The following is a 21,794-nucleotide window of genomic DNA, read 5'->3' as shown; positions in this document are numbered from 1 at the left end:
GCGCAGCCGGAAACGAAAAAACCCGCTGCCGGAAGGCAGCGGGTTTTCAATGGAAGGGTTCGTCGGGCAGCGCTTACGCGGCAGCCTTGACCTTCTCGACCAGGGCCTTGAAGGCTTCCGGCTCGCGGATAGCGAGGTCGGAGAGAACCTTGCGGTCGATCTCGATACCAGCCTTGGAGAGGCCCGCGATGAACCTGGAATAGGTCAGGCCGAATTCGCGGACAGCAGCATTGACGCGCTGGATCCACAGAGCGCGGAAGGTGCGCTTCTTCAGCTTGCGACCGATATATTCGTACTGCATCGAACGATCGACCGCCTGCTTGGCGATACGGATCGTATTCTTGCGGCGGCCATAAAAGCCCTTCGCCGCGTCGAGTGTCTTCTTGTGCTTCGCATGGGCGGTAACGCCCCGTTTCACGCGTGCCATCTGCTGATCTCCTTAAGGTTTCGCGTTGCCGTGGCGATCAGCCGTTCGGCAGGAAATACTTCTTCACGTTCTCGCCGTCCGTCTTGAAGAGGACGCGAGTGCCGCGAAGGCTGCGGATCTGCTTGTTGGTACGCTTGATCATGCCGTGGCGCTTGCCCTGCTGAGCATGCATCACCTTGCCCGATCCCGTGATCTTGAAGCGCTTTTTGGCGCCCGACTTGGTCTTCATCTTGGGCATTTTGCTCGTCTCCGAATAGTAAAAGGCGCCGAAACCTCATCGGTTCCGCCACCGGTAAGCCGTGTGCTTTTGGAAAAGCGCCCGAGCCGACAACATCGCCACGGCAGCCCTTACCAGCCGGTCGATGCGGGGAAGCCGGGTCTATAGTCGGAAGGGCGCAGAAAAGCAACAGGCGGGCCCAGAAATTCCTCGGAGTACAGACCTTCCCGGGACTGCCGACCTCTTGTACCCCTGCGCCGCTGGAAGAAGACGAAAGTTCAGGCCAGGCACCCGTACGCTCCACAGGCGGGGTGCTCCATCTTCGACTGTCGTCGTTTCAAGAAGCCGGCAGGATGCCGGCAGTGCCGGGAGCGTCTGCGCTCCCGGGTCCCCTCGCCAGTCGCCGAATCGCCTGCGGGGGTTGGCCGAAGGCGCGCAGGAAGGCCCGGCGCATGCGCTCTCGGTCGGCAAAGCCAGTCTCCTGCGCCACGATATCGATCGGATGCGAACTCTGCTCCATCATCAGCCGAGCGGCCTCGATGCGCAGATTCTCCACAGCCTTGGCCGGAGACTGGCCCGTCTCCTGGCGAAAGGCCCGGCTGAACTGGCGGGGGCTGAGATGAGCGACCTCGGCGAGTTCCTCCACTGAGAGCTCCGCCTTCAGGTTGCGCTTGGCATGGGTCAGCGCCGTCTGGATGCGATCCGACTTCGCATCCAGATCGAGCAGGTTGGAATGCTGCGACTGGCCTCCCCCGCGCCGATGATAGAGGACGAGTTGCCGGGCCACCATGCGGGCCAGTTCGGCTCCATGATCCTCCTCCACCATGCCGAGCGCGAGATCCACGCCGGCGCTCATGCCGGCCGACGTCCAGATCTGGCCGTCGATGATGAAGATGCGGTCTTCATCCAGCCTCAGCCGCGGAAAGCGTGCCTGAAGTTCGCGCGTCCATTTCCAATGGGTCGTGACGCGCCTGTCGTCGAGCAGGCCAGCCTCCGCGAGCAGGAACGCGCCGGTGCAGATCGAGGCGACGCGCCGCGACAAGGCTGGGGCACCGCGCACATAGTCAATCTGGGCCGACGTGGAGGGATCGACCTCCGGCGTGCCGCAGACGATGAGTGTGTCGAATTCCGGCGTATCGAAAGGTGTGGTGTCCAGCATGAGCCCGACTGAATTTCGCACCAGCCCACCCTCCTCGGAAACGACCGCTATCTCATAGAGCGCCTCGCCGGCGGCATAGTTGGCGAACTCGAAAGCCGAGAGAGCCGCGACGCTCATCATCTGAAAATTGGCGGTGACGAGGAAACCAATGCGCTGCATGAGGCTATCTCCTTTGTCTTAAAAGGTGGCATATATGACATTTAAGACAAAGGCCAGCGGATCTATTCTCGCCTCCATCGAAACTTCACCCCAATGGAGACTTCCAATGTCCGCCAGCGCAAAAGGCACCGTCCTCATCACCGGCGCCTCCTCCGGTATCGGTGCCGTCTATGCCGACCGGCTCGCCCACCGCGGTTATGACCTGATCCTCGTCGCCCGCAGCGAGGATAAGCTCAAGCTTCTCGCTGAGCGCATCGAAAAGACGACCGGCCGGCAGGTGCGCATCCTTGCCGCCGACCTCAACGCCAGGGAGGATCTTGCCCGGATCGAGGGCGTGCTGAAGACCGACAAGAGCATCACGGGTCTCGTCAACAATGCCGGTTTCGGCAGCGCGGCGCCTCTGCTCGAGGCCTCCGTCGACAAGATGGAGGAAATGATCGGCCTCAACGTCACGGCCCTCACGCGGCTGACCTATGCTGCCGTCCCCAGCCTCGTCGAGCGCGGGGGTGGCACCATCATCAACATCGCTTCCATCGTGGCCATCGCCCCGGAACTGCTCAATGGCGTCTATGGGGGCAGCAAGGCCTATGTGCTGGCCTTCAGCCAGAGCCTGACTCACGAGCTGGCCGACAAGAACATCCGCGTCCAGGCGGTGCTGCCCGGCGCTACCGCCACCGACTTCTGGAACGTCCTCGGCGTGCCGGTCGAGCAGTTGCCGGAGAGCATCGGGGTCATGGCGGCGGAGGACATGGTAGATGCCTCGCTGGCGGCCCTCCAGCAAGGCGAACGGGTGACCATCCCGGCGCTGCCCGAGATAGCGGACTGGAATGCCTACGAAGCCGCCCGCAAGGCGCTGATGCCGAACCTCTCCCACAGCAAGCCGGCCAGCCGCTATCGCACGGAGCAGGCAAGCGCCGCGTAGGCAGCCTGGAGGCACGGGCTCTCCGGCCGGCACCCTCGAAGCCGAAACGTAAAAAAGAAGGGCGGCCCCAGGGCCGCCCTTCCACTATATCGTCCTGAAAAGCCAAGCCTTATTCGGCGGCTTCGCCATCGGCCTTGGCCTTCTTCTCCAGGTCTTCGCCGGTGGCCTGGTCGACTGCCTTCATCGAGAGGCGGACCTTGCCGCGCTCGTCGAAGCCGAGCAGCTTGACCTTGACCTTGTCGCCTTCCTTGATCACGTCGGTGACCTTGTTCACGCGGTTCGCAGCAAGCTGCGAGATGTGGACCAGGCCGTCCTTGGCGCCGAAGAAGTTGACGAAGGCGCCGAAGTCGGTGGTCTTGACCACGGTGCCCTCATAGATTGCGTTCAGCTCGGGCTCGGAAGCGATCGACTTGATCCAGTTGATCGCGGCCTTGATGGCCGTGCCGGAGGAGGAGGCGACCTTGATGGTGCCGTCGTCCGAGATGTCGATCTTAGCGCCGGTCTTCTCCACGATCTCGCGGATGACCTTGCCGCCCGAACCGATCACTTCGCGGATCTTGTCGACCGGGATGGTGATCACTTCGATACGCGGGGCATGCTCGCCAAGCTCGGCGCGGGCGCCGGACAGGGCCTTGGCCATCTCGCCGAGGATGTGCAGACGGCCACCCTTGGCCTGCTCGAGAGCGACCTTCATGATCTCTTCGGTGATACCGGCGATCTTGATGTCCATCTGCAGGGAGGTGATGCCGTTCTCCGTGCCGGCGACCTTGAAGTCCATGTCGCCGAGGTGATCCTCGTCACCCAGGATGTCGGAGAGCACGGCGTAGCGCTCGCCTTCCAGGATCAGGCCCATGGCGATGCCGGCGACAGGCGCGCGCAGCGGCACGCCGGCATCCATCAGCGCCAGCGAGGTGCCGCACACAGTCGCCATCGAGGACGAGCCGTTGGACTCGGTGATCTCGGAGACGACGCGGATCGTGTAGGGGAACTCGTGCTGCGGGGGCAGCATCGGATGGACGGCGCGCCAGGCGAGCTTGCCGTGGCCGATCTCGCGGCGGCCGGGCGAACCCATGCGGCCGGTCTCGCCGACGGAGTAGGGAGGGAAGTTGTAGTGCAGCAGGAAGCGCTCCTTGTAGGTGCCTTCCAGGCTGTCGATGAACTGCTCGTCATCACCGGTGCCGAGCGTGGCGACAGCAAGGGCCTGCGTCTCGCCGCGGGTGAAAAGGGCCGAACCATGCGTACGCGGCAGGATGCCTGCTTCGGCGACGATCGGACGGACCGTCTTGACGTCGCGGCCATCGATGCGGGTGCCGTTGTCGAGGATGTTCCAGCGCACGACCTTGGCCTGCAGCTCGTGGAACACTTCGGCGACTTCCTGCTTCGAGTAGGCGGGGTTTTCCGCGCCTTCCGGCAGGAAATGGGCCACGACCTTCGCCTTGGCGGCGTCGACGGCGGCGTAGCGCTGCTGCTTGGCGGTGATCGCATAGGCAGCGCGCAGATCGCTCTCGATCACGGCGAGCATCGCCTTCTCGAGTTCCGAGCGATCGGCCGGCTGGAAGTCGCGCGGTTCCTTGGCGGCCTTCTCGGCGAGGCGGATGATGGCCTCGATCACCGGCTGGAAGCCGGAATGGCCGAGCATCACGGCCTCGAGCATGGTCTGCTCGGACAGTTCCTTGGCTTCCGATTCCACCATCAGCACGGCGTCGGCGGTGCCGGCGACCACGAGTTCGAGAGAGGATTCCTTCATCTCGTCGATGGTCGGGTTGAACTTCAGTGCGCCATTGACGTAGCCGACGCTGGCGGCGCCCACCGGGCCCATGAAGGGCACGCCGGAGAGGGTCAAAGCGGCGGAGGCCGCGACCATCGCGAGCACGTCGGTGTCGTTGATGAGGTCATGCGAGAGCACGGTGACCACGACCTGCGTGTCGTGGCGATAGCCATCGACGAAAAGCGGGCGGATCGGACGATCGATCAGGCGGGAGATCAGGGTCTCGCGCTCGGAGGGGCGACCCTCACGCTTGAAATAGCCGCCTGGAATGCGGCCGGCCGCGAAGGCCTTTTCCTGGTAGTTGACCGTGAGCGGGAAGAAATCGACGCCGGCCTTCGGCTCCTTGGCCGAGACGACGGTGGCCAGCACGGTGGAGTCACCGTAGGTGGCGAGCACGGCGCCATCGGCCTGGCGGGCGATCTTGCCGGTTTCGAGAACGAGTTTGCGGCCAGCCCATTCGAGCTCTTCGCGGTAGATTGTGAACATGCGTTCAATCCTGTCTTTGCTGGGACCGGATGAGGCAAGGCCCTTCTGCGGAGCCCCTGAAACGCAAGCAGCCATCGCAAGATGGCAGGACGCATCCTTCGAGCTTCAACGCTTCGGGTTTGCGTCCTGCGATCCTGCCATGGCCTGCTGCCTATCCGGTCGGTTGGGTTCTCGCGGCAACCCCATGTCGCCACGTCCCGATGATGAAAAAGAGCAGCCCGGAAGGCACGGTGCCTTCCGGGCTTGTTTGTCTTAGCGGCGGATGCCGAGACGCTCGATGATGGACTTGTAGCGGGCCTCATCGCGCGACTTGAGATAGTCGAGCAGCGAGCGGCGCAGGGCCACCATCTTGAGAAGGCCACGACGGGAGTGGTTGTCCTTCACATGCGACTTGAAATGGCCGGTCAGATTGACGATGCGCTCGGTGAGGATCGCGATCTGCACTTCCGATGAACCGGTATCGCCGGCCTTCGAACCATATTCCTTGATCAGCGCGGTCTTGCGCTCTTGCGAAATCGACATCGATAGTCCTTTCATAGGCATTCGCGGCGCGCGGTTGCCGGTACCGTCTTGCGACGAAAAAGGCCGTCTGGCCGGGATCGCCGTCCACCTTGGCCCGGCCGGGATGTCGTCCAGCGGGGTCGGTAGCGGCGGGTAAAAACCGGAGCATCTGCACCGGGATGCGGCCCTATAGTCGAACATCCGCCAAAAAGCTAGGAAAAAGCAAAGCATACTCCGGCGAAGGGTAGCGGCTGCGGCGAGCAACCGGACACGAACCGCCCGGCGCCTGCCCCGCGGATCCGATGCCGGCCACAGGAATTGGGAATGCCGGGCCTGGCCGCCTGCGCCCGTCGCCATTCCGGCGCCGCTTTTGGGCATATAGTCACCGTCGGTATATCCGCCAGGCCGCCATTCCTACCGCCCTCATGGCACCCTTCCCAGATCCATGAGAGGCGGCAAATCGATCCTGCCAGCCCTTTCCGGACGATGCCGGAAGGGACAAATTCCAACTTCGCCCGGTCCGGCTGCGGCACTGGCGAGACGAAACAAATTCAGTTAAGCCAGATTCGTGTCCAATTCGCTCGCCACGCCCAACAAACCCGGCCGCTTCGGACTATCCGCGCGCCTCTTGGTGCTGACTGTGCTTTTCGTCCTCTTGGCGGAAGTACTGATCTACCTGCCGTCGGTCGCCACCTACCGGCGCAACTGGCTCACTAACCGTATCTCTTCCGCCGTCACGGCCGCCCTGGTGCTGGAAGCCGCACCGGACGGCATGGTTTCCGACAGCCTGGCGATGCAGATCCTTGGTTCGGTCGGCGCCAAGATGGTGGCGCTGAAAATGCAGGACACCAAGCGCCTGCTCGCTTCCTCCGAGATGCCGCCAACCGTGGCCCTCAGCACGGATCTGCGCACGCTTTCGGAGATGGATGCGATCGGTGATGCCATCGACACGCTGCTTGCGCCGAAGGGCCGGTTCATTCGCGTGGTGGGTGATGCCCCCATGCAGGGCCAGTTCGTCGAGATCGTGGTGGACGAAACACCGCTCCAGCAAGGCATGTATGCCTTTTCCACGCGCCTCCTCTTCGTATCGCTGATCATTTCGGCCATCACCGCGAGCCTCGTCTATCTGACGCTGAGCTGGATGATCGTCCGCCCGGTACGCCGTCTCACCAGCGCGATGATGCGTTTCGGCGAGAACCCCGAGGACGATTCACGCGTCGTGGTGCCCACGTCGCGCCGCAGCGACGAGATCGGTGTCGCCGAACGGGAACTCGCCACCATGCAGCGCCAGCTGCATGGCATGCTGCAGCAGCGAAGCCGCCTCGCCGCCCTCGGGCTCGCCGTCTCGAAGATCAGCCACGACCTGCGCAACCTGCTTGCCGGCGCGCAGCTCTTCTCGGACCGTCTTACCGAGACGGACGATCCGGTGGTGCAGCGCTTTGCCCCCAAGCTGATCCAGACGCTGGACCGGGCCATCGCGTTCTGCCAGTCCACCCTGTCCTACGGCCGCGCGGCCGAACCGCCGCCCTCGCGGCGCGTCGTCCTCGTCGAGCCCATCATCAACGACACCAGGGAACTGCTCGGCCTCGGGTCGGAGAGTGGCGACGGTGCCGCCGGGATCGTCTGGCGCGAGACGATCGAACCCGGGCTGCAGATCGACGCGGATCCCGACCAGCTTTCCCGGGTGCTCCTCAATCTCTGCCGCAACGCCGTGCAGGCGCTCGAAACCCATGCCCGGCCCGATGGCGCCGACAATTGCCTGCACATAAGCGGACGCCGCGACAGGATGCAGGTGGTGCTGGAGATCGCCGACAACGGTCCCGGCGTACCTGAAAAGTCGCGGCAGAGACTGTTCGAAGCGTTTTCCGGATCGACACGCCCCGGCGGCTCCGGTCTCGGCCTCGCCATCGCCGCCGAACTGGTGCGGGCCCATGGCGGCACGCTCGCCCTGCTCGACAGGTCCGCTGCCTCGGCCGGGACGGGGGCGACCTTCCGCATCTCGATACCGGATCGCGGGCCGTCGTAAACGGGTTTTCAACTCCGCCGGCCGGAAGGCGTGGACGCGCTGTCACACAAACGTTAAGGTCGGGATTGCCCGAAGCGTCGACGCGGGGGTCGTCGGAGCCCCTTCGGGAGAGCTTTCGCTCGGTCCGCGTTGGGGGGCCGTAACTGAGTGTTTCCATGTCCAAGACCAAGAACAGTGCCGATCTCGGCACGTCCATAGACATCAATGCGGTTCAGACGATACGTCGCTTCGTCCTCGGCACGCTCGGTGTCTTCGGCTTCGTGGTCCTGCTCTTTACCGACTCGACCTGGCAGAACACGGCCGGCAGCGGCATGGATGAGACCATCGAGAGCGTCGGCCTGGTGCTGATGGCGATCGCCATCGTCGGCCGGACCTGGTGCTCGCTCTATATCGGCGGCCGCAAGAAGCAGATCATCGTCGAGGAAGGCCCCTATTCCATCTGCCGAAATCCGCTTTACGTCTTTTCCTTCATCGGCGCGGCGGGAGCGGGGGCGCAGTTCGGTTCGGTTACCACCGCGATCCTAGTCTGCGCGATCACAGTCGCGGTGTTCGCCATCGTGACGCACAAGGAAGAACAGTTTCTGCGGGATAAATTCGGCCTGATCTACGAGGCCTATTGCGAGCGTGTACCGCGGTTCATCCCGGACTTCCGGCTCTGGCGCCCCGTGCCGACGCTCGAGATCCAGACCTCGCTGGTGACGCGCACCTTCCTGGATGCCTGCCTGTTCCTGGCCGCCTATCCGATCGCCGAAGCGGTCGAGTGGCTGCAGGACGCGCATTACCTTCCTGTCTACTTTCTTCTGCCCTAGCGCCTAAGCTTTTTGCATCAGGGACTTTGCCTGAAGGCGAATTCCTGCGATATCGCTGACGTTTGGTCGGCAAACGACGACGTGTCCAGGTTTTCCCCATGCGTATTCTCGCCATCGATACAGCCCTTGAAGCCTGCTCGGCCAGCGTGTTCGATTCGGATGACGGCGAGATTGCGTCCCAGACCATCCTGATGGCGCGCGGGCATGCCGAGGCGCTCATTCCGCTGGTGCAGCAGGTCGTGGAGCGTTCCGGGGGCTTCTCCCTGATCGATCGCGTCGCCACCACCGTCGGCCCCGGCTCCTTCACCGGCCTTCGCGTGGCGATCTCCGCCGCCCGGGCCTTCGCCCTCGCCTTGCGGGTTCCCTGCGTCGGCATTTCCACCCTCGCCGCGATCGCCGCCCCCCATATCGACGAGAATGACGGCCAGCATGTCGCGGTCGCCATCGATGCCCGCCACGGGAATGTCTATTTCGAACTGTTTTCCAATCGCGGCCGCAGCATCATCGAAGCAAGCTGCATATCGCTGCGCGAGGCCGCCCGCGTGCTGGGTCCGACGACAGTAAAGATGGCCGGGCCGGCCGCTCCGCTCCTGTTCAACGAGGCCAAGGCTGCCGGCACCGCCGGCATCGTCGTCGATTCCAGTCCCGCTCCGGACATCACCTGGGTCGCCCAGCTCGGCCTGCTGGCCGACCCGGTCGATTCGCCGCCGCGCCCCACCTATCTCAAGCCGGCCGACGCAACGCCCCAGCAGAACGGGCAGGTGGCACGTCAATGAGCTGGTTCGGCAAGAAGCAGCCGCCCGCGATCTCCGACGCCAGAGTCGATGATGCGGCAAGCCTGGCAGCCATCCACGCCACCGGCTTCGAGCGCGGCTGGGATGCGATCGAATTCGAACGGATGCTTGCCGACCGGCTTATCCTCGCCCATGTAGCCCGCCCCGGCGGCAAGGGCGCGCCTACCGGCTTCGCCATGTCCCGGGTCGTGGTGGACGAGGCGGAGGTCCTCACCGTCGCAGTCATCCCATCCGCACGCCGCGCGGGCCTCGCCACATCCCTGCTGCAGCATCATCTCGCCCGTCTGGCGACGGCAGGCGCCAGGAGAGTTTTCCTGGAAGTCGCCGAGGACAATGTGGCCGCGATCAAGCTCTACCAGCGCCACGGCTTCGACGAGATCGCCAGGCGCAATGCCTATTACGCCCGCGCCAAGGGGCCGCCTGCGACGGCGATCGTGATGGAACGGGTTCTGTAACACCGGGGGCGCGGACCTCCCGTCCGCCTCCTGGAAACGAAATCGTCTGTGGAAAGGAAGCGGACGCAACGTCCGCGCTCCCAGGGAGAATGCATCATGGCCGACATGCGGCTCGTCGTGGCAGGCGCCCAAGGGCGCATGGGACAGACCCTGATCCGCCTGATCGCGGAAACGCCGGGCGTCGTGCTCAGCGGTGCGATCGAAAGGCCCGGCTCGCCGGCCGTCGGCCAGGATGCCGGCAAGCTCGCCGGCCTGGAGCCCAACGGCGTGCTGGTGACGGACGATCCGCTGACGCTGCTGACCGCAGCCGAGGGCATCATCGACTTCACCGCGCCGGCCGCGACGGTCGAACTCGCGGCCCTCGCTGCCCAGATGCGCATCGTCCACGTGATCGGCACGACGGGCCTCTCGAAGGAGGATTTCTCGCGCCTGAAGGCTGCCGCCCGGCACGCGGTCATCGTGCAGTCCGGCAATATGAGCCTGGGCGTCAATCTGCTCGCCGCGGTTGTGAAGCGCGTGGCGAAGAGCCTGGACGAGGATTTCGACATCGAAATCCTCGAAATGCATCACAACCGCAAGGTCGACGCGCCCTCCGGCACCGCCCTTCTGCTTGGTCAGGCGGCTGCGGCAGGCCGTGGCATCGACCTCGACACCCATGCTGACCGCGTCCGGGACGGCCACACCGGCGCCCGTGAGAAGGGCCACATCGGCTTTGCTACGCTTCGGGGCGGCACGGTGGTCGGCGATCACACGGTGATCTTCGCCAGCGAGGGCGAGCGCATCGAGTTCGCCCACAAGGCGGAAAGCCGCGTGATCTTCGCCAAGGGCGCGCTCAAGGCGGCAATCTGGGGCTTCGGCCGCAAGCCCGGCTACTATTCGATGGCCGACGTGCTCGGCCTCGCCGAACTGTAGTCCGCCGGCTCCGTCATGGATGATATCGGAATCGTCGTGGCCGGCCCTTCGGGCCGCATGGGACGAACGCTGCTCCGGCTGATTGCGGAGACGCCCGGCTTCGTCCTGGCCGGTGCGCTTGCGCGGCCAGGCTCGCCGATAGTCGGCGCCGATTGCGGCAGCCTCGCCGGCCTCGGGCGGAACGGGATAGCCGTGACGGACGATCCGCATGCCCTGCCCGACACCGCGCGGGCCTTCATCGACTTCACCACGCCTGCGACGACGGTAGAACTGGCCGATTTCGCCACGCGGCGGGAGATTGCGTTCGTCAGCGGGACCACGGGCCTGTCTCGATACGATTTCTCACGGCTGCAGCGTGCTTCCCGTGACGGCGTCGTGGTGCATTCGGGCAATATGGGCCTCGGCATCAACCTGCTTGCGGCCATGGTGGGACAGGCGGCGCGGTCTCTCGATGCCAACTTCGACATCGAGATCCTCGAAATGCACCATAACCGCAAGGTCGACGCGCCCTCCGGCACGGCCTTGCTGCTGGGCCAGGCCGCGGCGGAGGGCCGAGGCATCGATCTGGACATCCATGCGGATCGCATCCGCGACGGACATCCCGGCGCGCGCGAGAAGGGCCATATCGGCTTCGCCGTGCTGCGCGGCGGCACGGTCATCGGCGAGCACAGCGTGATCTTCGCCGGCGAGCATGAGCGCATCGAGCTCCGGCACCGGGCCGAGGATCGCAGCATGTTCGCAAGGGGAGCGCTGAAGGCGGCGGTCTGGGGAATCGGCCAAGCCCCGGGGCTCTATTCGATGGCGGATGTTCTGGGGCTGGCGGCCCTGTAACTGCTTGCCCGCAGCGCACGGCACGTCGACGCCGATCGACATCCTTCGCCTGACGCCCATCGGGAAACGCGGGAGATTCAAGAGCGGGCATCGCGACATGCAAGCATGCCGCTGAGATGCCCGCGCTCGCAGGTCAGGCCGCGTGCGAGGTCGGCTCGTCGCACAGGATCGAATAGAGGCCGGCCGCGTCGTTGGTGGCGCGCAACTTCTGCACGATCGAGGGATCACGCAGCATGCGGGCGATGCGGGACAAGGCCCGCAGGTGGTCTGCACCGGCGCTTTCCGGCGCCAGCAGCAGGAAGATGATGTCGACCGGCTGGCCGTCCAGGGCCTCGAAGTCGATGGGACGTTCGAGGCGGGCGAACAGACCGAAGATGCGATTGAATTTGGCCAGCTTGCCATGCGGGATAGCAATGCCGTTGCCCACGCCGGTGGAGCCAAGGCGCTCCCTCTGAAGGAGTGTATCGAAGATTTCCCGCTCGCCGAGGCCGGTCAGTTTGGCAGCATCTTCGGCGATTTCCTGCAGAGCCTGTTTTTTCGAATTCACCTTGAGCGCAGGAATCACTGCATCCTGCGGCAGCAGATCGCTCAAAGGCATTGCGTTCCTCGCGGGGGTTCGAGCCGATCGAAGGCGATGACGATCCGCTCAATAGCACGGCACCCGCCTCTCATCGAGGCGGGCGCTTGATCGGGTGGGGCCCTGTCAGGTCGACTCGGCCGCAGCCTGCGGCAAGTCGATCCAGCCAATATGGCCATCGGAGCGGCGGTAAACCACGTTCACGCGGCCATGTCCAGCGTGACGAAAGACAAGCGCCGCGGCGCCCGTCAAATCAAGGTCCACAACGGCCTCGCTGACGGACAGGCGCTTCATGCGGGTGGTGTTCTCGGCCACGATCACCGGCGTGAATTCGTCCGGGACGGCCTCCTCCTCACTGGGAGCAGTGATGATGTAGTCGGTGGATTCGGTTGCGGTGACCGTATCCGGGCCGGCATGATAATCCTTGATGCGATGCTTGTAGCGCTTGAGGCGCTTGGTCAGGCGCTCCGTGGCCAGATCGACGCTGGCATGGGGGTCATGCGCCATCGATTCGGTTTGCAGGGTTAGCCCGGTCGGAAGATGGATGCGGCAATCGGTCCGGAAACCGGTGCCTTCCTTCTTCACGGTGACCTGGCCGGTATAGGATTGGTCAAAATACTTCGACAGGCTGTCCGCAACCCGCGCCTGGACGTGGGTTCGCAAGGCATCACCGATGTCGAGATTTTGTCCGGAGACACGCAGCGTCATGCTTCGCTCCGCTTCTTTGAGACAGGCAGGGCCTGATGGCCTGCATCCTGACGGAGCATAGGAAGGCTCCGTCACCCATTTAGGTAAGACCGTCCGCGGGCCGCGTCAACGTTACATTATTTTCACCCGATCCGGGGGCCGTCTTGCCCTCTAGTAATGCCTCGACCTATCCACAGGCGCGTCGAAGGGCAGCCCGCGCTCATGCCGCTCGATCTGCCGCAGGACGAACCGGCCGACGGCGTCCTCGTCCGAGATCGCCGAATTGTGCGGGGTGACGGTGACGGCCGGATGCGACCAGAGAGGGCTGCCCTCGGGCAACGGCTCGGTTTCGAAGACATCGAGCGTCGCCGCCCGGAGTACTCCCTCGTCCAGGCAGGCGACGATGTCCGTCTCGACCTGCAGCCCCCCTCGGCCGGCATTCATCAGGACCGGCGCACCGAGCACGCCGTCACGGGCGAGCTTCTCGAAAAGCGAGCGGTTGAGCATGCCCCTGGTCTCCGGCGTCAGCGGCAGGAGGGAGACCAGCAGGTCCGTGCGGGCGAGGAAAGCGTCGAGTTCATCGCCACCATAGGTGCGAATACCGTCGATTGCCTTCGGCGTGCGGCTCCAGCCGGCAACGTCGAAGCCGATGATCTTCAGCTTGCGGATGGCATCGAGGCCGAGCACGCCGAGGCCCATCACGCCGACGCACAGTTCCCCGGCGGCGGGAGAGGGCATGATCTCGCGCCAGAGCTTCTGGCGCTGAAGCAGATCATAGTCTCGCTGGTGGCGTAGATGGATGAGGGCATGCATCACCACCCATTCGCTCATCCGCGTGGTGAGATTGCCGTCCACCACCCTGCCGAGCGGCACATCCGGAAGAGTCGCGTCCGAAAGGACGTGATCCACCCCGGCGCCGAGTGAAACAATCCCCCGGAGGTTGGGAAAGCTCGCCAGGAGACCCGGCGGCTGCTTCCACACCGCAGCATAGGTGATGTCGGCTGGATCGCCGACATCCGGCCAGGCCCGGATATCGCGGCCTGGCGCCAGGCGCCTGAGACGGTCGAGCCAGGGAGCGACATCCCATTGGGTGATGCAGAGCAGAAGAGCCATGGTGAACCTGGGAAAACGGAATCATGATTGAGGCTGGCGCCACGCCAAGCGGCGACGCCGCGCGCAGCCTAGCCGATTTGCCCGGCGCGAACAGCGCTGCTGGTCGCCAATGGCAAAAGCCGGGGAAACGAGCGGGACACCCCCGGTTCAGAGGAAGCGGACCATCAACACCTCGTCGGCATAGCCCGAGGCACTCTTCAGGGCGCGCGGCTCGACACCATAGACTTCGAAGCCGTTGCGCTCGTAGAGCGCGATGGCGCGTCGATTGGTCGCCACCACGGCCAGGATCAGTTGCTCGATTTCCCCGCGTGCTGCGCCGACGAGCGCCAACAGCAGTGCCTGCCCGATACCGCGGGACTGGAACTCCGGTTCGACGAACACTCCCCAGACGAAACCCTTGTGAGCATCCTTGAGCCCCTCCGCCTGCTTGTAGCCCGCCATGCCGACGATGCGGTCCTCCACATAGGCGCCCATCACCACGGACGATGCCAGTCGCTCGGCGAAGGCCCCGGCCGGCCGCCTGGCCTCGACCTCATACAGGGATCCGAAGGCCTCGGGCGCGAGCGCCAGCGCCCTCAGGCGGATGGTGCGATAGTCGTGCCAAGCGGCGGCCAGAACGCGACGAATGATCATCCGGCGGCGGCCGCGCGACGCTGCACTGCGTTGGAGGCCTGCTGAATGACGGCGGCTTTGAAGGCTCCTGCATCGCCCGCCTTGGTCCAGGCGGTCACCAGCACTTCGACTCCCCTGTCGTTGAAACCGGTGGGATCCACGCTGGGTGCCGGTAACGGCAGCACGCGGTTGTCGCGGCTGAGAGCGTCGCGGATATGGGTGGCGGCGGCCTCCACATCGCCTCCGTAAGGCACGGTCACCTTCACGCTGACGCTGCGGGTGGGATAGGCCGAGTTGTTGGTGATGGGCGAGCCCCAGACCTGTCCGTTCGGAATGAGAACCTGCACATTGTCGCCGCTGGCAAGCTCCGTCATGAACAAATTGAGGCTCTTCACGGTGCCGGCCTTACCCGCCACCTCGATGGCGTCGCCGAGCCGAAAAGGACGGAACACCAGAAGCATGACACCGGCGGCCATGTTGGAGAGCGTTCCCTGCAAGGCGAGACCGATGGCCAGGGAGGCAGCGCCCAAGACGGCGACGAGGCTGGTGGCCTGGATGCCGACCACCTGCAGGATCAGCACGAACATCATCACCATGATGGAATAGCGGACCAGGCTCGCCAGGAAGGTCGCCACGATCGGGTCCATATGGGAGCTTGCCGTCAGCGCCCTTAGGGTGAGTCGCTCCAGGAGGGCCGCCGCCCACCAGCCGACGAGGGCAATGAAGATGGCGCCGAGGCAGTTGATGCCATAGACGATGAAGAGGTTTCCCAGACCGTTGAGATCGATCGGCACGGGCTGTCTCCTTGCTTGTTGGCATGAGCGCGCATTGTGTCCGCTGAAACTCGATTCATGCAACCGAAGGTCCCGGAGGCTCCGGATCCCTCTCCGCAGCCCTTGCCTTGCCTCGGAAGCGGGTACATACCCTTACCGATGACCGAGTGTTATTGCTTCTCCCTCCGCAAGGCTGCCCGCAAGGTCTCGTCGATATATGACGAGGCTCTCGCGCCGGTCGGCGTCAATATCGGCCAGTTCGGGATGCTTCGTCGCATCGATCGGGCAGGCATGGTGTCCCTTACCGTGCTGGGCCGGCTATGCGCCCTCGATCGCTCGACGGTGGGACGCAATGTGAGGGTACTGGAGCAACTGGGACTCGTGCGATCGGCCACCGGTGCGGACCAGCGTGAGGCCGTGCTGACGCTGACGGATCGCGGCAAGCAGACCCTGGCGGAAGGCGCTTCCCTGTGGGATGCGGCCCAGGCGAGGATCGAGCGGACGCTCGGCGAGCCGGATGCCGGCCGTCTTCTGAGCCTGCTTCAAGCTCTCTAGGGCTCCTCTATCGGGTCGCCTCGCCCAAGATCCAGTCGAGCACGACCTGCTCGTGCGCGGCCAATGAGCGTCCGGCGGCGTGCGTGATGAAATGCCCACGCTCGCCCGTCAACTCGACATCGGAAAGGCGTAGGAGACCTCCCTCCTGCAGCGCGCTGTCGGCAAGCGGACGGGAGGCAAGAATGGCGCCGGCACCATTTCGCGCGGCTTCGAGGGCCACGGCGAAACTGTCAAACACATAGGAGGCCGATGGCGGCAACGGCAGGGCGGCGCGCGCGAACCAGTCCGGCCACATCTCACGCGCCCCCGCCACGGACAGCAGCGGCAGACGCGGCCAATCCCCGGGATCGGCCAGCGAGGACAGGAGGACCGGCGCGGCTGCGGGCACCAGCCTTTCCCAGGTGAGGCGATGGCTTTCGCGTCCCTCGAAGGGTCCGATACCGAAACGGATATCGAATCCTTCCGGATCGCCCGCGTAGTCGGCGGGGACATGGATGGTGCTGAGTTCGAGCCGCAACCGCGGCATGGCCTGGCGAAGGCGGCTCAGGCGCGGGGCAAGCCAGAGCAGGGAGAAGGAGACCGGGCTGCGCAGGACCACGCGCCCTGCTCCCTGCCCGAAAAGCTCCGTCGTGCTGCGAGCGAGCGAGCGGAAGACACTCTGGACATGCGGCAGGTAGGCCCCTCCTTCCGGGGTAAGCTCCACCCCCCGCCGAAGGCGAATGAACAACAATGCACCAAGTTCGGCTTCGAGGGACCTGACGTGCTGGCTGACGGCCGCCTGCGTAAGGCCGAGTTCTGCCCCGGCGCTGGTGAAGTTCAGATGGCGCGCGCAGGCCTCGAAGGTGCGAAGCCAGGGCAGAGGAGGCAGCCGGATACTTTCAGCCATAAAAATACCAGGGTCATTATCCGATTTTTCATTGTTTGAACGATGGTCAGGAAGATTGCAAGAATGGGATGAATGAAGGTGGAGGCATCCTTGAAGGCGAAAAACGTCGAGATCATCGAGGCGGGACATGCTCTCCGCATCCAGTGGAGCAACGGAGAGCAGAGCCGTTTCCACGCGCTCTGGCTGCGGGACAATGCGCTCGATCCCAAGACGCGTAGTTCCGGAAACGGCCAGCGCCTGATCACCGTCCTCGACATCCCCGCAGACACCGTCATCGACTCGGCCACAGTAACGGCCGAAGGTGATCTAGCCGTGGGTTTCGCGCCCGGCGGACACCAGGCCGCCTTCCCTGCCCGATGGCTGCACGAACGGATCTACGACAGGCCGCAAGCCCGGACCGCGGGATGGCTCGCCGATCGGATCGAGCCCTGGGACGGCAGCCTGCAGGCCGGCGTTCCCAGGGCTTCCTATCCGCTGCTTCGGCAGGATCGGCGCGCCCTCGGCGACTGGCTTGCCGCCGTGCGGAGCTATGGCTTCGCCGTCCTGACGGAAGTGCCGACGACATCGGGCAGCCTGTGCGACATCGCCGCGCTGTTCGGCTATGTTCGGGAGACCAACTACGGGCGCTGGTTCGAGGTACGGGCGGAGGTCAACCCGAACAATCTCGCCTACACCAATCTCGGCCTTCAGGCGCACACGGACAATCCCTACCGCGATCCCGTGCCGACCCTGCAATTGCTGTCCTGCCTCGAGAACTCGGTGGATGGCGGCGATTCCATCGTGGTCGACGGCTTTGCCGTGGCGCTACGCCTCCAGCGCGAGAATCCGCACGGCTTCGAACTTCTCACCCGCTACCCCGTGCGCTTCGAATATGCGGGGTCCGCCGGTGTGTGCCTGCAGGCCAAGCGCCCCTTCATCGAACTGGGTCCCGACGGCGAGATGATCGCCATCCGCTTCAACAACCGTTCGGCGGCGCCGTTCGTCGACGTTCCCTATGCCGACATGCCAGACTTCTATGCCGCCTATCGCCGCTTTGCCGAGATCCTCGAGGATCCTGCGATGGAGGTGACATTCAAGCTGAAGCCCGGCGAACTCTTCATCGTCGACAACACCCGTGTGATGCACGCGCGCAAGGCCTTTTCCGGCACGGGCAAGCGCTGGCTCCAGGGCTGCTATGCCGACAAGGACGGCTTGCTGTCGACGCTGGCGGCGATCGAGGCCGAGACCAAGAGGGAAGCGGCGGAATGAGCACCCCCACCCTCGATTCGACCACGATCGTGGCTTTCCTCGCGGACATCTTCGAACGGCGAGGCGCCGAGGAATATCTCGGCGAACCGGTGACCATGGCCGAGCACATGCTGCAGGGTGCGTGGTTCGCCGAGCGGGAGAAGGCAAGCGACGAACTTGTGGCGGCGGCCCTCCTCCATGATGTCGGCCATTTCACCAGCGAGTTCGGCGCCTATTCGCCCGATGACACCGAGGACAAGCATCATGACGATGCTGGCGCCGAGGTTCTGGCTCCCTTCTTTCCGCCTCTCGTCACCGAATGCGTCCGTCTCCACGTCTCGGCCAAGCGCTATCTGTGCGCCACCGATCCGAGCTACGATGCCAAGCTCTCGCCCGCCTCGCGCCACACCCTCTCGCTCCAGGGCGGGCCGATGAACGAGGAGGAGATCGAGGAGTTCCGCTCCAGCCCCTTCTACGAGGAGGCCGTGCGTGTGCGGCTCTGGGACGAAGCCGGCAAGGTCGCCGGCATGAAGACGCGAAGCTTCCGCGACTATGCTCCCCTGCTCCAGCGCGTGGTCGACCGCTTCCTCGCGGGGAACGCGATCAGGGAAGGTGTGACAGGACGTTGATCACCTTGCCGAGCGGATCGCGCAGGTAGAAGCGCCGGACGCCCCAGGGTTCGTCGGTGAGGCCGTAGACGATCTCATGACCGGCGGCGATGGCGCGCCAATGGACCGCGTCGACGTCGTCCACCTCGATCGAAAGGTCGGGAACCGCCGTTCCCGAACCGCCCTCGCTGGCGATGCTGACTTGCGGCGCCTGCCGCCCCGCGGCCGCCAGCGTGACGATCCAGCCATGATCCATGACGAGTTCGAGGCCCAGCAGATCGCGATAGAACCCCACTGCCTTGCCCGGATCGACGGCGGCGATGTTGGGGATGATGCGCAGGACAGTCATCGGCTGAAATCCCCCGCTGCCAACGGCCGTTCGCCTAAATCCTCGGCGACACGCAGGAGATAGCCATCCGGGTCCTGGACGAGAAACTGCCGCTGCCCGACCTCGCATGCACCGACGCGATACCACTTGTCTTCGCAATCCATGTAAAGCGGCCAGTTCGCCTCCCCGAGCCGCGCTAGGATCGGTCCGACTCCGGAGACCTCTATCTGGAAATTGATGCCGCGCCCGAATGGCCGCGCCAGTGTATCCGTGATCCATTGCCGGGCAGCAGGATCGCGCTGTTCGAGCATGACCGCGGCTCCATTGCGATCGAGATAGGCAAAGCCCTCCTCCGGTCGATCATAGGATATGCGAAAGCCGATCAGGTCGACCCAGAATGCAAGGCTTCTGCCGATGTCGAGGACGATGAGTTCAGGAACGAGCCTCGCCGATCCGCCCATGGCCGCCCCCGCCACGCTACTCGTGCACCACACCCACCGGCGCCGTCTCGATCGAGAAGGCAGCAGCGAGCAGGGCCTGCGTATAAGGCTCGCGAGGGTGGTCGAAGATCTCGGTGGCGGGGCCATGTTCGACCACCTTGCCGGCCTGCATCACCATCACCTCGTTGGCGAGCGCCCTGACCACCTTGAGATCGTGGCTGATGAAGAGATAGGCGAGTTTGTGCTGCTGCTGCAATTGCCTCAGCAGGTCGACGATCTGGGCCTGTACGGACATGTCGAGCGCCGAGGTCGGCTCGTCCAGCACCAGGAACTTCGGCTGCAGCACCATGGCGCGGGCAATGGCGATGCGCTGGCGCTGGCCGCCCGAGAACTCGTGCGGATAGCGGTCCATGACCATCGGATCGAGACCGACATCCGTCAGTGCGCGAGCCACGGCAGCCCGGCGTTCCTCCACCTTCATGCGGGTGCCGAGCACCAGCAGTCCTTCCTCGACGATCTGTCCCACGGACATGCGCGGCGAAAGCGAGCCATAGGGATCCTGGAAGACGATCTGCATCTCCTTGCGCAGCGGGTTCATCGCCTTGCGGTCGAGACCGTCGATGGCCCGGCCGAGATAGGCGATCGGACCCTTGCTGGAGATCAAGCGCAGGATGGCGAGGCCGAGCGTGGTCTTGCCCGAACCGGACTCGCCCACGACGCCGAGCGTCTGCCCTTCCTTCACCGCGACGCTCACGCCGTCCACGGCCTTGACGTAGCCGACGGTGCGCCGCAACAGCCCTGCCTTGATCGGAAACCAGACCTTCAGCCCGTCGGTGGAGACGATGGTGCGGGCGTGGGGATCGAAGGGCGTCGGCCGGCCCTTGGGCTCAGCCGCCAGCAATCGATGCGTGTAGTCGCTGGAAGGACTCGCGAAAACCTCTTGCGTCGGCCCCTGGTCGACGATCCTGCCCTTCAGCATGACGCAGACCCGGTCGGCAAGCTTGCGCACGATGCCGAGATCGTGGGTGATGAAGAGCATGGCCATGCCGGTCTTGGCCTGCAATTCCTTGAGGAGCTTCAGGATCTGCGCCTGCACCGTGACATCGAGCGCCGTGGTCGGCTCGTCGGCGATCAGGAGATCGGGATCGTTGGCGAGCGCCATCGCGATCATCACGCGCTGGCGCTGGCCGCCCGAGAGCTGGTGCGGAAAGGCATCGAGGCGGCTCTCGGGATCGCGAATGCCGACCTGGCGCAGGAGTTCAACCGTACGGTTGCGGGCCTTCTCTCCCGACAGCCGCTGGTGCAGGCCGAGGATCTCACCGATCTGCCGCTCGATCGTATGCAGCGGGTTCAGCGAGGTCATCGGCTCCTGGAACACCATGGTGATGTCCGCGCCGCGCACCTTGCGCATCGTATCCTCGGAAGCGCCCAGCAGGTTTTGGCCGCGGAACAGGATTTCTCCCGAAGGGTGGGAGGCCGCGGGATAGTTCAGAAGTTGCACGATGGAGAGCGCCGTGACCGATTTGCCCGAGCCCGATTCACCGACCAGGGCAAGGGTCTGGCCCCTGTCGAGCGTGAACGAAACATGGTCGACGGCAAGCACCCTGCTGCCATCGTTGTTGAAGGCGACGGAGAGGTCGCGGACATCGAGAAGCGGTGCGGAAGGAGCCATGCGCAAGGCCTAACCCAGAATCGGAGCCAAATGAATCGGATTCTTCCGAGGGTCATACCCTCCCCTGTCCGATCCTCATCCGGGCACGCCGCGCCAACGCCTCCGAAACGATCAGTGCGGCGACGGCCAGCAGGATAGAGACCATCGTCAGGCGGACGACCGTGCTGTCGCCATTGGGATCCTGCAGCGCTGTGTAGATCGCTGCCGAAAGGGTCTGGGTCTCCCCCGGAATGTTCGATACGAAGGTGATGGTGGCGCCGAACTCGCCGAGCGCCTTGGCAAAGGCGAGCACCATGCCGGCGATGATACCGGGCAGCGTCAGGGGCAAGGTCACCGTGGCGAAAGAGAAGAAGGGATTGGCGCCCAGCGTGCCGGCCGCAGCCTCCAGCCTCGGATCGACGGCCTCGATGGCGAGACGGATGGCCCTCACCATCAGCGGGAAGCCCATCACGGCACAGGCGATCGCCGCGCCGGTCCAGCGAAAGGCGAACACGATGTTGAAATGCTGCAGCAGGAACGCGCCGATGATGCCGTTGCGCCCCAGGAGCACCAGCAGGATATAGCCGGTGACGACCGGAGGCAGCACCAGAGGCAAGTGCACGAAGCTGTCGAAGATGGCCTTTCCGGGGAAGCGGCAACGCGCCAACACCCAGGCGGCGGCAATGGCGAAGGGCAGCGAGATCACCGTGGCGAGCCCCGCGATCTGGAGACTGAGCCAAAGAGCCGTCCATTCCTCAGGCGACAGTGGATCCATCGCCCCTCCAAAGGCAAAGCGTGCTCGCAATTCCCGGCGAACCCGTCGGATCGCAGAAGGCTTCGGACTCGATCACGATGTTATGCCTTCGCGCCG

General features: G+C 64.6%; 25 protein-coding genes. 10 read left to right on the top strand and 15 right to left on the bottom strand.

Annotation, left to right across the window (positions count from 1 at the left end; all coding sequences use genetic code 11):
• Window positions 1-73: 73 nt before the first annotated feature.
• From rplT to AC6H34_RS14120, 3 genes are all read right to left on the bottom strand, one after another.
• Window positions 74-427, bottom strand: coding sequence for a 50S ribosomal protein L20 (rplT, locus tag AC6H34_RS14130; RefSeq protein WP_448149360.1), 354 nt, complete (start codon window positions 425-427; stop codon window positions 74-76).
• Between the two features lie 37 nt (window positions 428-464).
• The gene (gene rpmI / locus AC6H34_RS14125) at window positions 465-665 is read right to left on the bottom strand and encodes a 50S ribosomal protein L35 (RefSeq protein ID WP_448149361.1); all 201 of its coding nucleotides are present in this window, start codon (window positions 663-665) and stop codon (window positions 465-467) included.
• Window positions 666-981: 316 nt separating this feature from the next.
• Window positions 982-1,962, bottom strand: coding sequence for a GlxA family transcriptional regulator (locus AC6H34_RS14120; protein ID WP_448149362.1), 981 nt, complete (start codon window positions 1,960-1,962; stop codon window positions 982-984).
• Window positions 1,963-2,068: 106 nt separating this feature from the next.
• Here AC6H34_RS14120 and AC6H34_RS14115 point away from each other — a divergent pair, with 106 nt between their 5' ends.
• The gene (locus AC6H34_RS14115) at window positions 2,069-2,884 is read left to right on the top strand and encodes an SDR family NAD(P)-dependent oxidoreductase (RefSeq protein ID WP_497539195.1); all 816 of its coding nucleotides are present in this window, start codon (window positions 2,069-2,071) and stop codon (window positions 2,882-2,884) included.
• A gap of 109 nt (window positions 2,885-2,993) precedes the next feature.
• Here AC6H34_RS14115 and pnp read toward each other — a convergent pair whose 3' ends face one another.
• Together pnp and rpsO are read right to left on the bottom strand one after the other, a co-directional pair.
• Entirely contained in the window at window positions 2,994-5,138 is a 2,145-nt protein-coding gene (gene pnp / locus AC6H34_RS14110; RefSeq protein WP_448149363.1) for a polyribonucleotide nucleotidyltransferase, read from the bottom strand.
• A gap of 252 nt (window positions 5,139-5,390) precedes the next feature.
• On the bottom strand, window positions 5,391-5,660 hold the full coding sequence (gene rpsO / locus AC6H34_RS14105; protein ID WP_448149364.1) for a 30S ribosomal protein S15: 270 nt from the start codon (window positions 5,658-5,660) through the stop codon (window positions 5,391-5,393).
• A gap of 547 nt (window positions 5,661-6,207) precedes the next feature.
• Between rpsO and AC6H34_RS14100 the strand changes: the two genes are divergently transcribed.
• The 6 genes from AC6H34_RS14100 to dapB (AC6H34_RS14075) all read left to right on the top strand — a co-directional run bounded on the left by AC6H34_RS14100 (window position 6,208) and on the right by dapB (AC6H34_RS14075) (window position 11,466).
• Entirely contained in the window at window positions 6,208-7,665 is a 1,458-nt protein-coding gene (locus tag AC6H34_RS14100; protein ID WP_448149365.1) for a sensor histidine kinase, read from the top strand.
• Window positions 7,666-7,820: 155 nt separating this feature from the next.
• Entirely contained in the window at window positions 7,821-8,474 is a 654-nt protein-coding gene (locus AC6H34_RS14095) for a methyltransferase family protein (RefSeq protein ID WP_497539194.1), read from the top strand.
• A 98-nt stretch (window positions 8,475-8,572) separates the two neighbouring features.
• Window positions 8,573-9,250: a tRNA (adenosine(37)-N6)-threonylcarbamoyltransferase complex dimerization subunit type 1 TsaB gene (gene tsaB / locus AC6H34_RS14090; protein WP_448149367.1), complete on the top strand. Its 678-nt coding sequence runs from the start codon at window positions 8,573-8,575 to the stop codon at window positions 9,248-9,250.
• A complete protein-coding gene (locus AC6H34_RS14085; protein WP_497539193.1) occupies window positions 9,247-9,723 on the top strand; it encodes a GNAT family N-acetyltransferase in 477 nt (158 codons plus the stop codon). The genes tsaB and AC6H34_RS14085 overlap by 4 nt, the downstream gene beginning before the upstream one ends.
• 96 nt (window positions 9,724-9,819) lie before the next feature.
• Window positions 9,820-10,635, top strand: coding sequence for a 4-hydroxy-tetrahydrodipicolinate reductase (gene dapB / locus AC6H34_RS14080; RefSeq protein WP_497539192.1), 816 nt, complete (start codon window positions 9,820-9,822; stop codon window positions 10,633-10,635).
• 15 nt (window positions 10,636-10,650) lie between these two features.
• Window positions 10,651-11,466, top strand: a complete 816-nt coding sequence (gene dapB, locus AC6H34_RS14075; protein ID WP_448149370.1) for a 4-hydroxy-tetrahydrodipicolinate reductase — start codon at window positions 10,651-10,653, stop codon at window positions 11,464-11,466.
• Window positions 11,467-11,599: 133 nt separating this feature from the next.
• On the opposite strand, the gene ptsN is transcribed toward dapB (AC6H34_RS14075), so the two are convergent.
• The 5 genes from ptsN to AC6H34_RS14050 form a co-directional block, all read right to left on the bottom strand.
• The gene (gene ptsN / locus AC6H34_RS14070; protein ID WP_448149371.1) at window positions 11,600-12,064 is read right to left on the bottom strand and encodes a PTS IIA-like nitrogen regulatory protein PtsN; all 465 of its coding nucleotides are present in this window, start codon (window positions 12,062-12,064) and stop codon (window positions 11,600-11,602) included.
• 105 nt (window positions 12,065-12,169) lie between these two features.
• Complete coding sequence (gene hpf, locus AC6H34_RS14065) at window positions 12,170-12,751, bottom strand: ribosome hibernation-promoting factor, HPF/YfiA family (RefSeq protein ID WP_448149372.1); 582 nt, start codon at window positions 12,749-12,751, stop codon at window positions 12,170-12,172.
• A gap of 150 nt (window positions 12,752-12,901) precedes the next feature.
• Window positions 12,902-13,843: a 2-hydroxyacid dehydrogenase gene (locus tag AC6H34_RS14060; protein WP_497539191.1), complete on the bottom strand. Its 942-nt coding sequence runs from the start codon at window positions 13,841-13,843 to the stop codon at window positions 12,902-12,904.
• Between the two features lie 147 nt (window positions 13,844-13,990).
• Complete coding sequence (locus AC6H34_RS14055; RefSeq protein ID WP_497539190.1) at window positions 13,991-14,476, bottom strand: GNAT family N-acetyltransferase; 486 nt, start codon at window positions 14,474-14,476, stop codon at window positions 13,991-13,993.
• On the bottom strand, window positions 14,473-15,249 hold the full coding sequence (locus AC6H34_RS14050; protein ID WP_448149375.1) for a mechanosensitive ion channel family protein: 777 nt from the start codon (window positions 15,247-15,249) through the stop codon (window positions 14,473-14,475). Before AC6H34_RS14050 ends, AC6H34_RS14055 begins: the two co-directional genes overlap by 4 nt.
• 138 nt (window positions 15,250-15,387) lie before the next feature.
• On the opposite strand from AC6H34_RS14050, the gene AC6H34_RS14045 reads away from it, so the two are divergent.
• On the top strand, window positions 15,388-15,783 hold the full coding sequence (locus AC6H34_RS14045) for a MarR family winged helix-turn-helix transcriptional regulator (RefSeq protein ID WP_448149376.1): 396 nt from the start codon (window positions 15,388-15,390) through the stop codon (window positions 15,781-15,783).
• A 7-nt stretch (window positions 15,784-15,790) separates the two neighbouring features.
• Here AC6H34_RS14045 and AC6H34_RS14040 read toward each other — a convergent pair whose 3' ends face one another.
• On the bottom strand, window positions 15,791-16,669 hold the full coding sequence (locus AC6H34_RS14040) for a LysR family transcriptional regulator (RefSeq protein WP_497539189.1): 879 nt from the start codon (window positions 16,667-16,669) through the stop codon (window positions 15,791-15,793).
• A gap of 90 nt (window positions 16,670-16,759) precedes the next feature.
• On the opposite strand from AC6H34_RS14040, the gene tmpA reads away from it, so the two are divergent.
• Together tmpA and tmpB are read left to right on the top strand one after the other, a co-directional pair.
• Window positions 16,760-17,917: a 2-trimethylaminoethylphosphonate dioxygenase gene (gene tmpA, locus AC6H34_RS14035; RefSeq protein ID WP_497539188.1), complete on the top strand. Its 1,158-nt coding sequence runs from the start codon at window positions 16,760-16,762 to the stop codon at window positions 17,915-17,917.
• Window positions 17,914-18,525 (top strand): (R)-1-hydroxy-2-trimethylaminoethylphosphonate oxygenase, encoded by a 612-nt coding sequence (gene tmpB, locus AC6H34_RS14030; RefSeq protein WP_497539187.1) that lies wholly within the window; start codon window positions 17,914-17,916, stop codon window positions 18,523-18,525. The genes tmpA and tmpB overlap by 4 nt, the downstream gene beginning before the upstream one ends.
• Here the strand turns inward: tmpB and AC6H34_RS14025 are convergent.
• Genes AC6H34_RS14025 through modB form a run of 4 tightly spaced genes read right to left on the bottom strand, consistent with a single transcriptional unit; the run spans window position 18,500 to window position 21,698 of the window.
• On the bottom strand, window positions 18,500-18,853 hold the full coding sequence (locus AC6H34_RS14025; protein WP_497539186.1) for a VOC family protein: 354 nt from the start codon (window positions 18,851-18,853) through the stop codon (window positions 18,500-18,502). The two genes, tmpB and AC6H34_RS14025, sit on opposite strands and share 26 nt — an antisense overlap.
• The gene (locus AC6H34_RS14020; protein ID WP_497539185.1) at window positions 18,850-19,293 is read right to left on the bottom strand and encodes a bleomycin resistance protein; all 444 of its coding nucleotides are present in this window, start codon (window positions 19,291-19,293) and stop codon (window positions 18,850-18,852) included. Before AC6H34_RS14020 ends, AC6H34_RS14025 begins: the two co-directional genes overlap by 4 nt.
• Window positions 19,294-19,309: 16 nt before the next feature.
• The gene (locus tag AC6H34_RS14015) at window positions 19,310-20,944 is read right to left on the bottom strand and encodes an ABC transporter ATP-binding protein (protein ID WP_497539184.1); all 1,635 of its coding nucleotides are present in this window, start codon (window positions 20,942-20,944) and stop codon (window positions 19,310-19,312) included.
• Window positions 20,945-20,996: 52 nt separating this feature from the next.
• Window positions 20,997-21,698 carry a molybdate ABC transporter permease subunit gene (gene modB, locus AC6H34_RS14010; RefSeq protein WP_448149383.1) on the bottom strand — a complete coding sequence of 234 codons (702 nt, stop codon included), beginning with the start codon at window positions 21,696-21,698 and terminating at the stop codon, window positions 20,997-20,999.
• Between the last annotated feature and the right edge of the window lie 96 nt (window positions 21,699-21,794).

It is taken from the genome of Labrys sp. ALF-8, from assembly GCF_059699065.1.
This window is presented reverse-complemented; position numbering and strand designations above follow the sequence as displayed.

Excerpts from the sequence above, each read along its gene's own strand:
- rplT (WP_448149360.1), bottom strand. The coding sequence starts at position 427 with ATGGCACGCGTGAAACGGGGCGTTACCGCCCATGCGAAGCACAAGAAG.
- rpmI (WP_448149361.1), bottom strand. The coding sequence starts at position 665 with ATGCCCAAGATGAAGACCAAGTCGGGCGCCAAAAAGCGCTTCAAGATC.
- AC6H34_RS14120 (WP_448149362.1), bottom strand. The coding sequence starts at position 1,962 with ATGCAGCGCATTGGTTTCCTCGTCACCGCCAATTTTCAGATGATGAGC.
- AC6H34_RS14115 (WP_497539195.1), top strand. The coding sequence starts at position 2,069 with ATGTCCGCCAGCGCAAAAGGCACCGTCCTCATCACCGGCGCCTCCTCC.
- pnp (WP_448149363.1), bottom strand. The coding sequence starts at position 5,138 with ATGTTCACAATCTACCGCGAAGAGCTCGAATGGGCTGGCCGCAAACTC.
- rpsO (WP_448149364.1), bottom strand. The coding sequence starts at position 5,660 with ATGTCGATTTCGCAAGAGCGCAAGACCGCGCTGATCAAGGAATATGGT.
- AC6H34_RS14095 (WP_497539194.1), top strand. The coding sequence starts at position 7,821 with ATGTCCAAGACCAAGAACAGTGCCGATCTCGGCACGTCCATAGACATC.
- tsaB (WP_448149367.1), top strand. The coding sequence starts at position 8,573 with ATGCGTATTCTCGCCATCGATACAGCCCTTGAAGCCTGCTCGGCCAGC.
- AC6H34_RS14085 (WP_497539193.1), top strand. The coding sequence starts at position 9,247 with ATGAGCTGGTTCGGCAAGAAGCAGCCGCCCGCGATCTCCGACGCCAGA.
- dapB (WP_497539192.1), top strand. The coding sequence starts at position 9,820 with ATGGCCGACATGCGGCTCGTCGTGGCAGGCGCCCAAGGGCGCATGGGA.
- dapB (WP_448149370.1), top strand. The coding sequence starts at position 10,651 with ATGGATGATATCGGAATCGTCGTGGCCGGCCCTTCGGGCCGCATGGGA.
- ptsN (WP_448149371.1), bottom strand. The coding sequence starts at position 12,064 with ATGCCTTTGAGCGATCTGCTGCCGCAGGATGCAGTGATTCCTGCGCTC.
- hpf (WP_448149372.1), bottom strand. The coding sequence starts at position 12,751 with ATGACGCTGCGTGTCTCCGGACAAAATCTCGACATCGGTGATGCCTTG.
- AC6H34_RS14060 (WP_497539191.1), bottom strand. The coding sequence starts at position 13,843 with ATGGCTCTTCTGCTCTGCATCACCCAATGGGATGTCGCTCCCTGGCTC.
- AC6H34_RS14055 (WP_497539190.1), bottom strand. The coding sequence starts at position 14,476 with ATGATCATTCGTCGCGTTCTGGCCGCCGCTTGGCACGACTATCGCACC.
- AC6H34_RS14045 (WP_448149376.1), top strand. The coding sequence starts at position 15,388 with ATGACCGAGTGTTATTGCTTCTCCCTCCGCAAGGCTGCCCGCAAGGTC.
- AC6H34_RS14040 (WP_497539189.1), bottom strand. The coding sequence starts at position 16,669 with ATGGCTGAAAGTATCCGGCTGCCTCCTCTGCCCTGGCTTCGCACCTTC.
- tmpB (WP_497539187.1), top strand. The coding sequence starts at position 17,914 with ATGAGCACCCCCACCCTCGATTCGACCACGATCGTGGCTTTCCTCGCG.
- AC6H34_RS14025 (WP_497539186.1), bottom strand. The coding sequence starts at position 18,853 with ATGACTGTCCTGCGCATCATCCCCAACATCGCCGCCGTCGATCCGGGC.
- AC6H34_RS14020 (WP_497539185.1), bottom strand. The coding sequence starts at position 19,293 with ATGGGCGGATCGGCGAGGCTCGTTCCTGAACTCATCGTCCTCGACATC.
- AC6H34_RS14015 (WP_497539184.1), bottom strand. The coding sequence starts at position 20,944 with ATGGCTCCTTCCGCACCGCTTCTCGATGTCCGCGACCTCTCCGTCGCC.
- modB (WP_448149383.1), bottom strand. The coding sequence starts at position 21,698 with ATGGATCCACTGTCGCCTGAGGAATGGACGGCTCTTTGGCTCAGTCTC.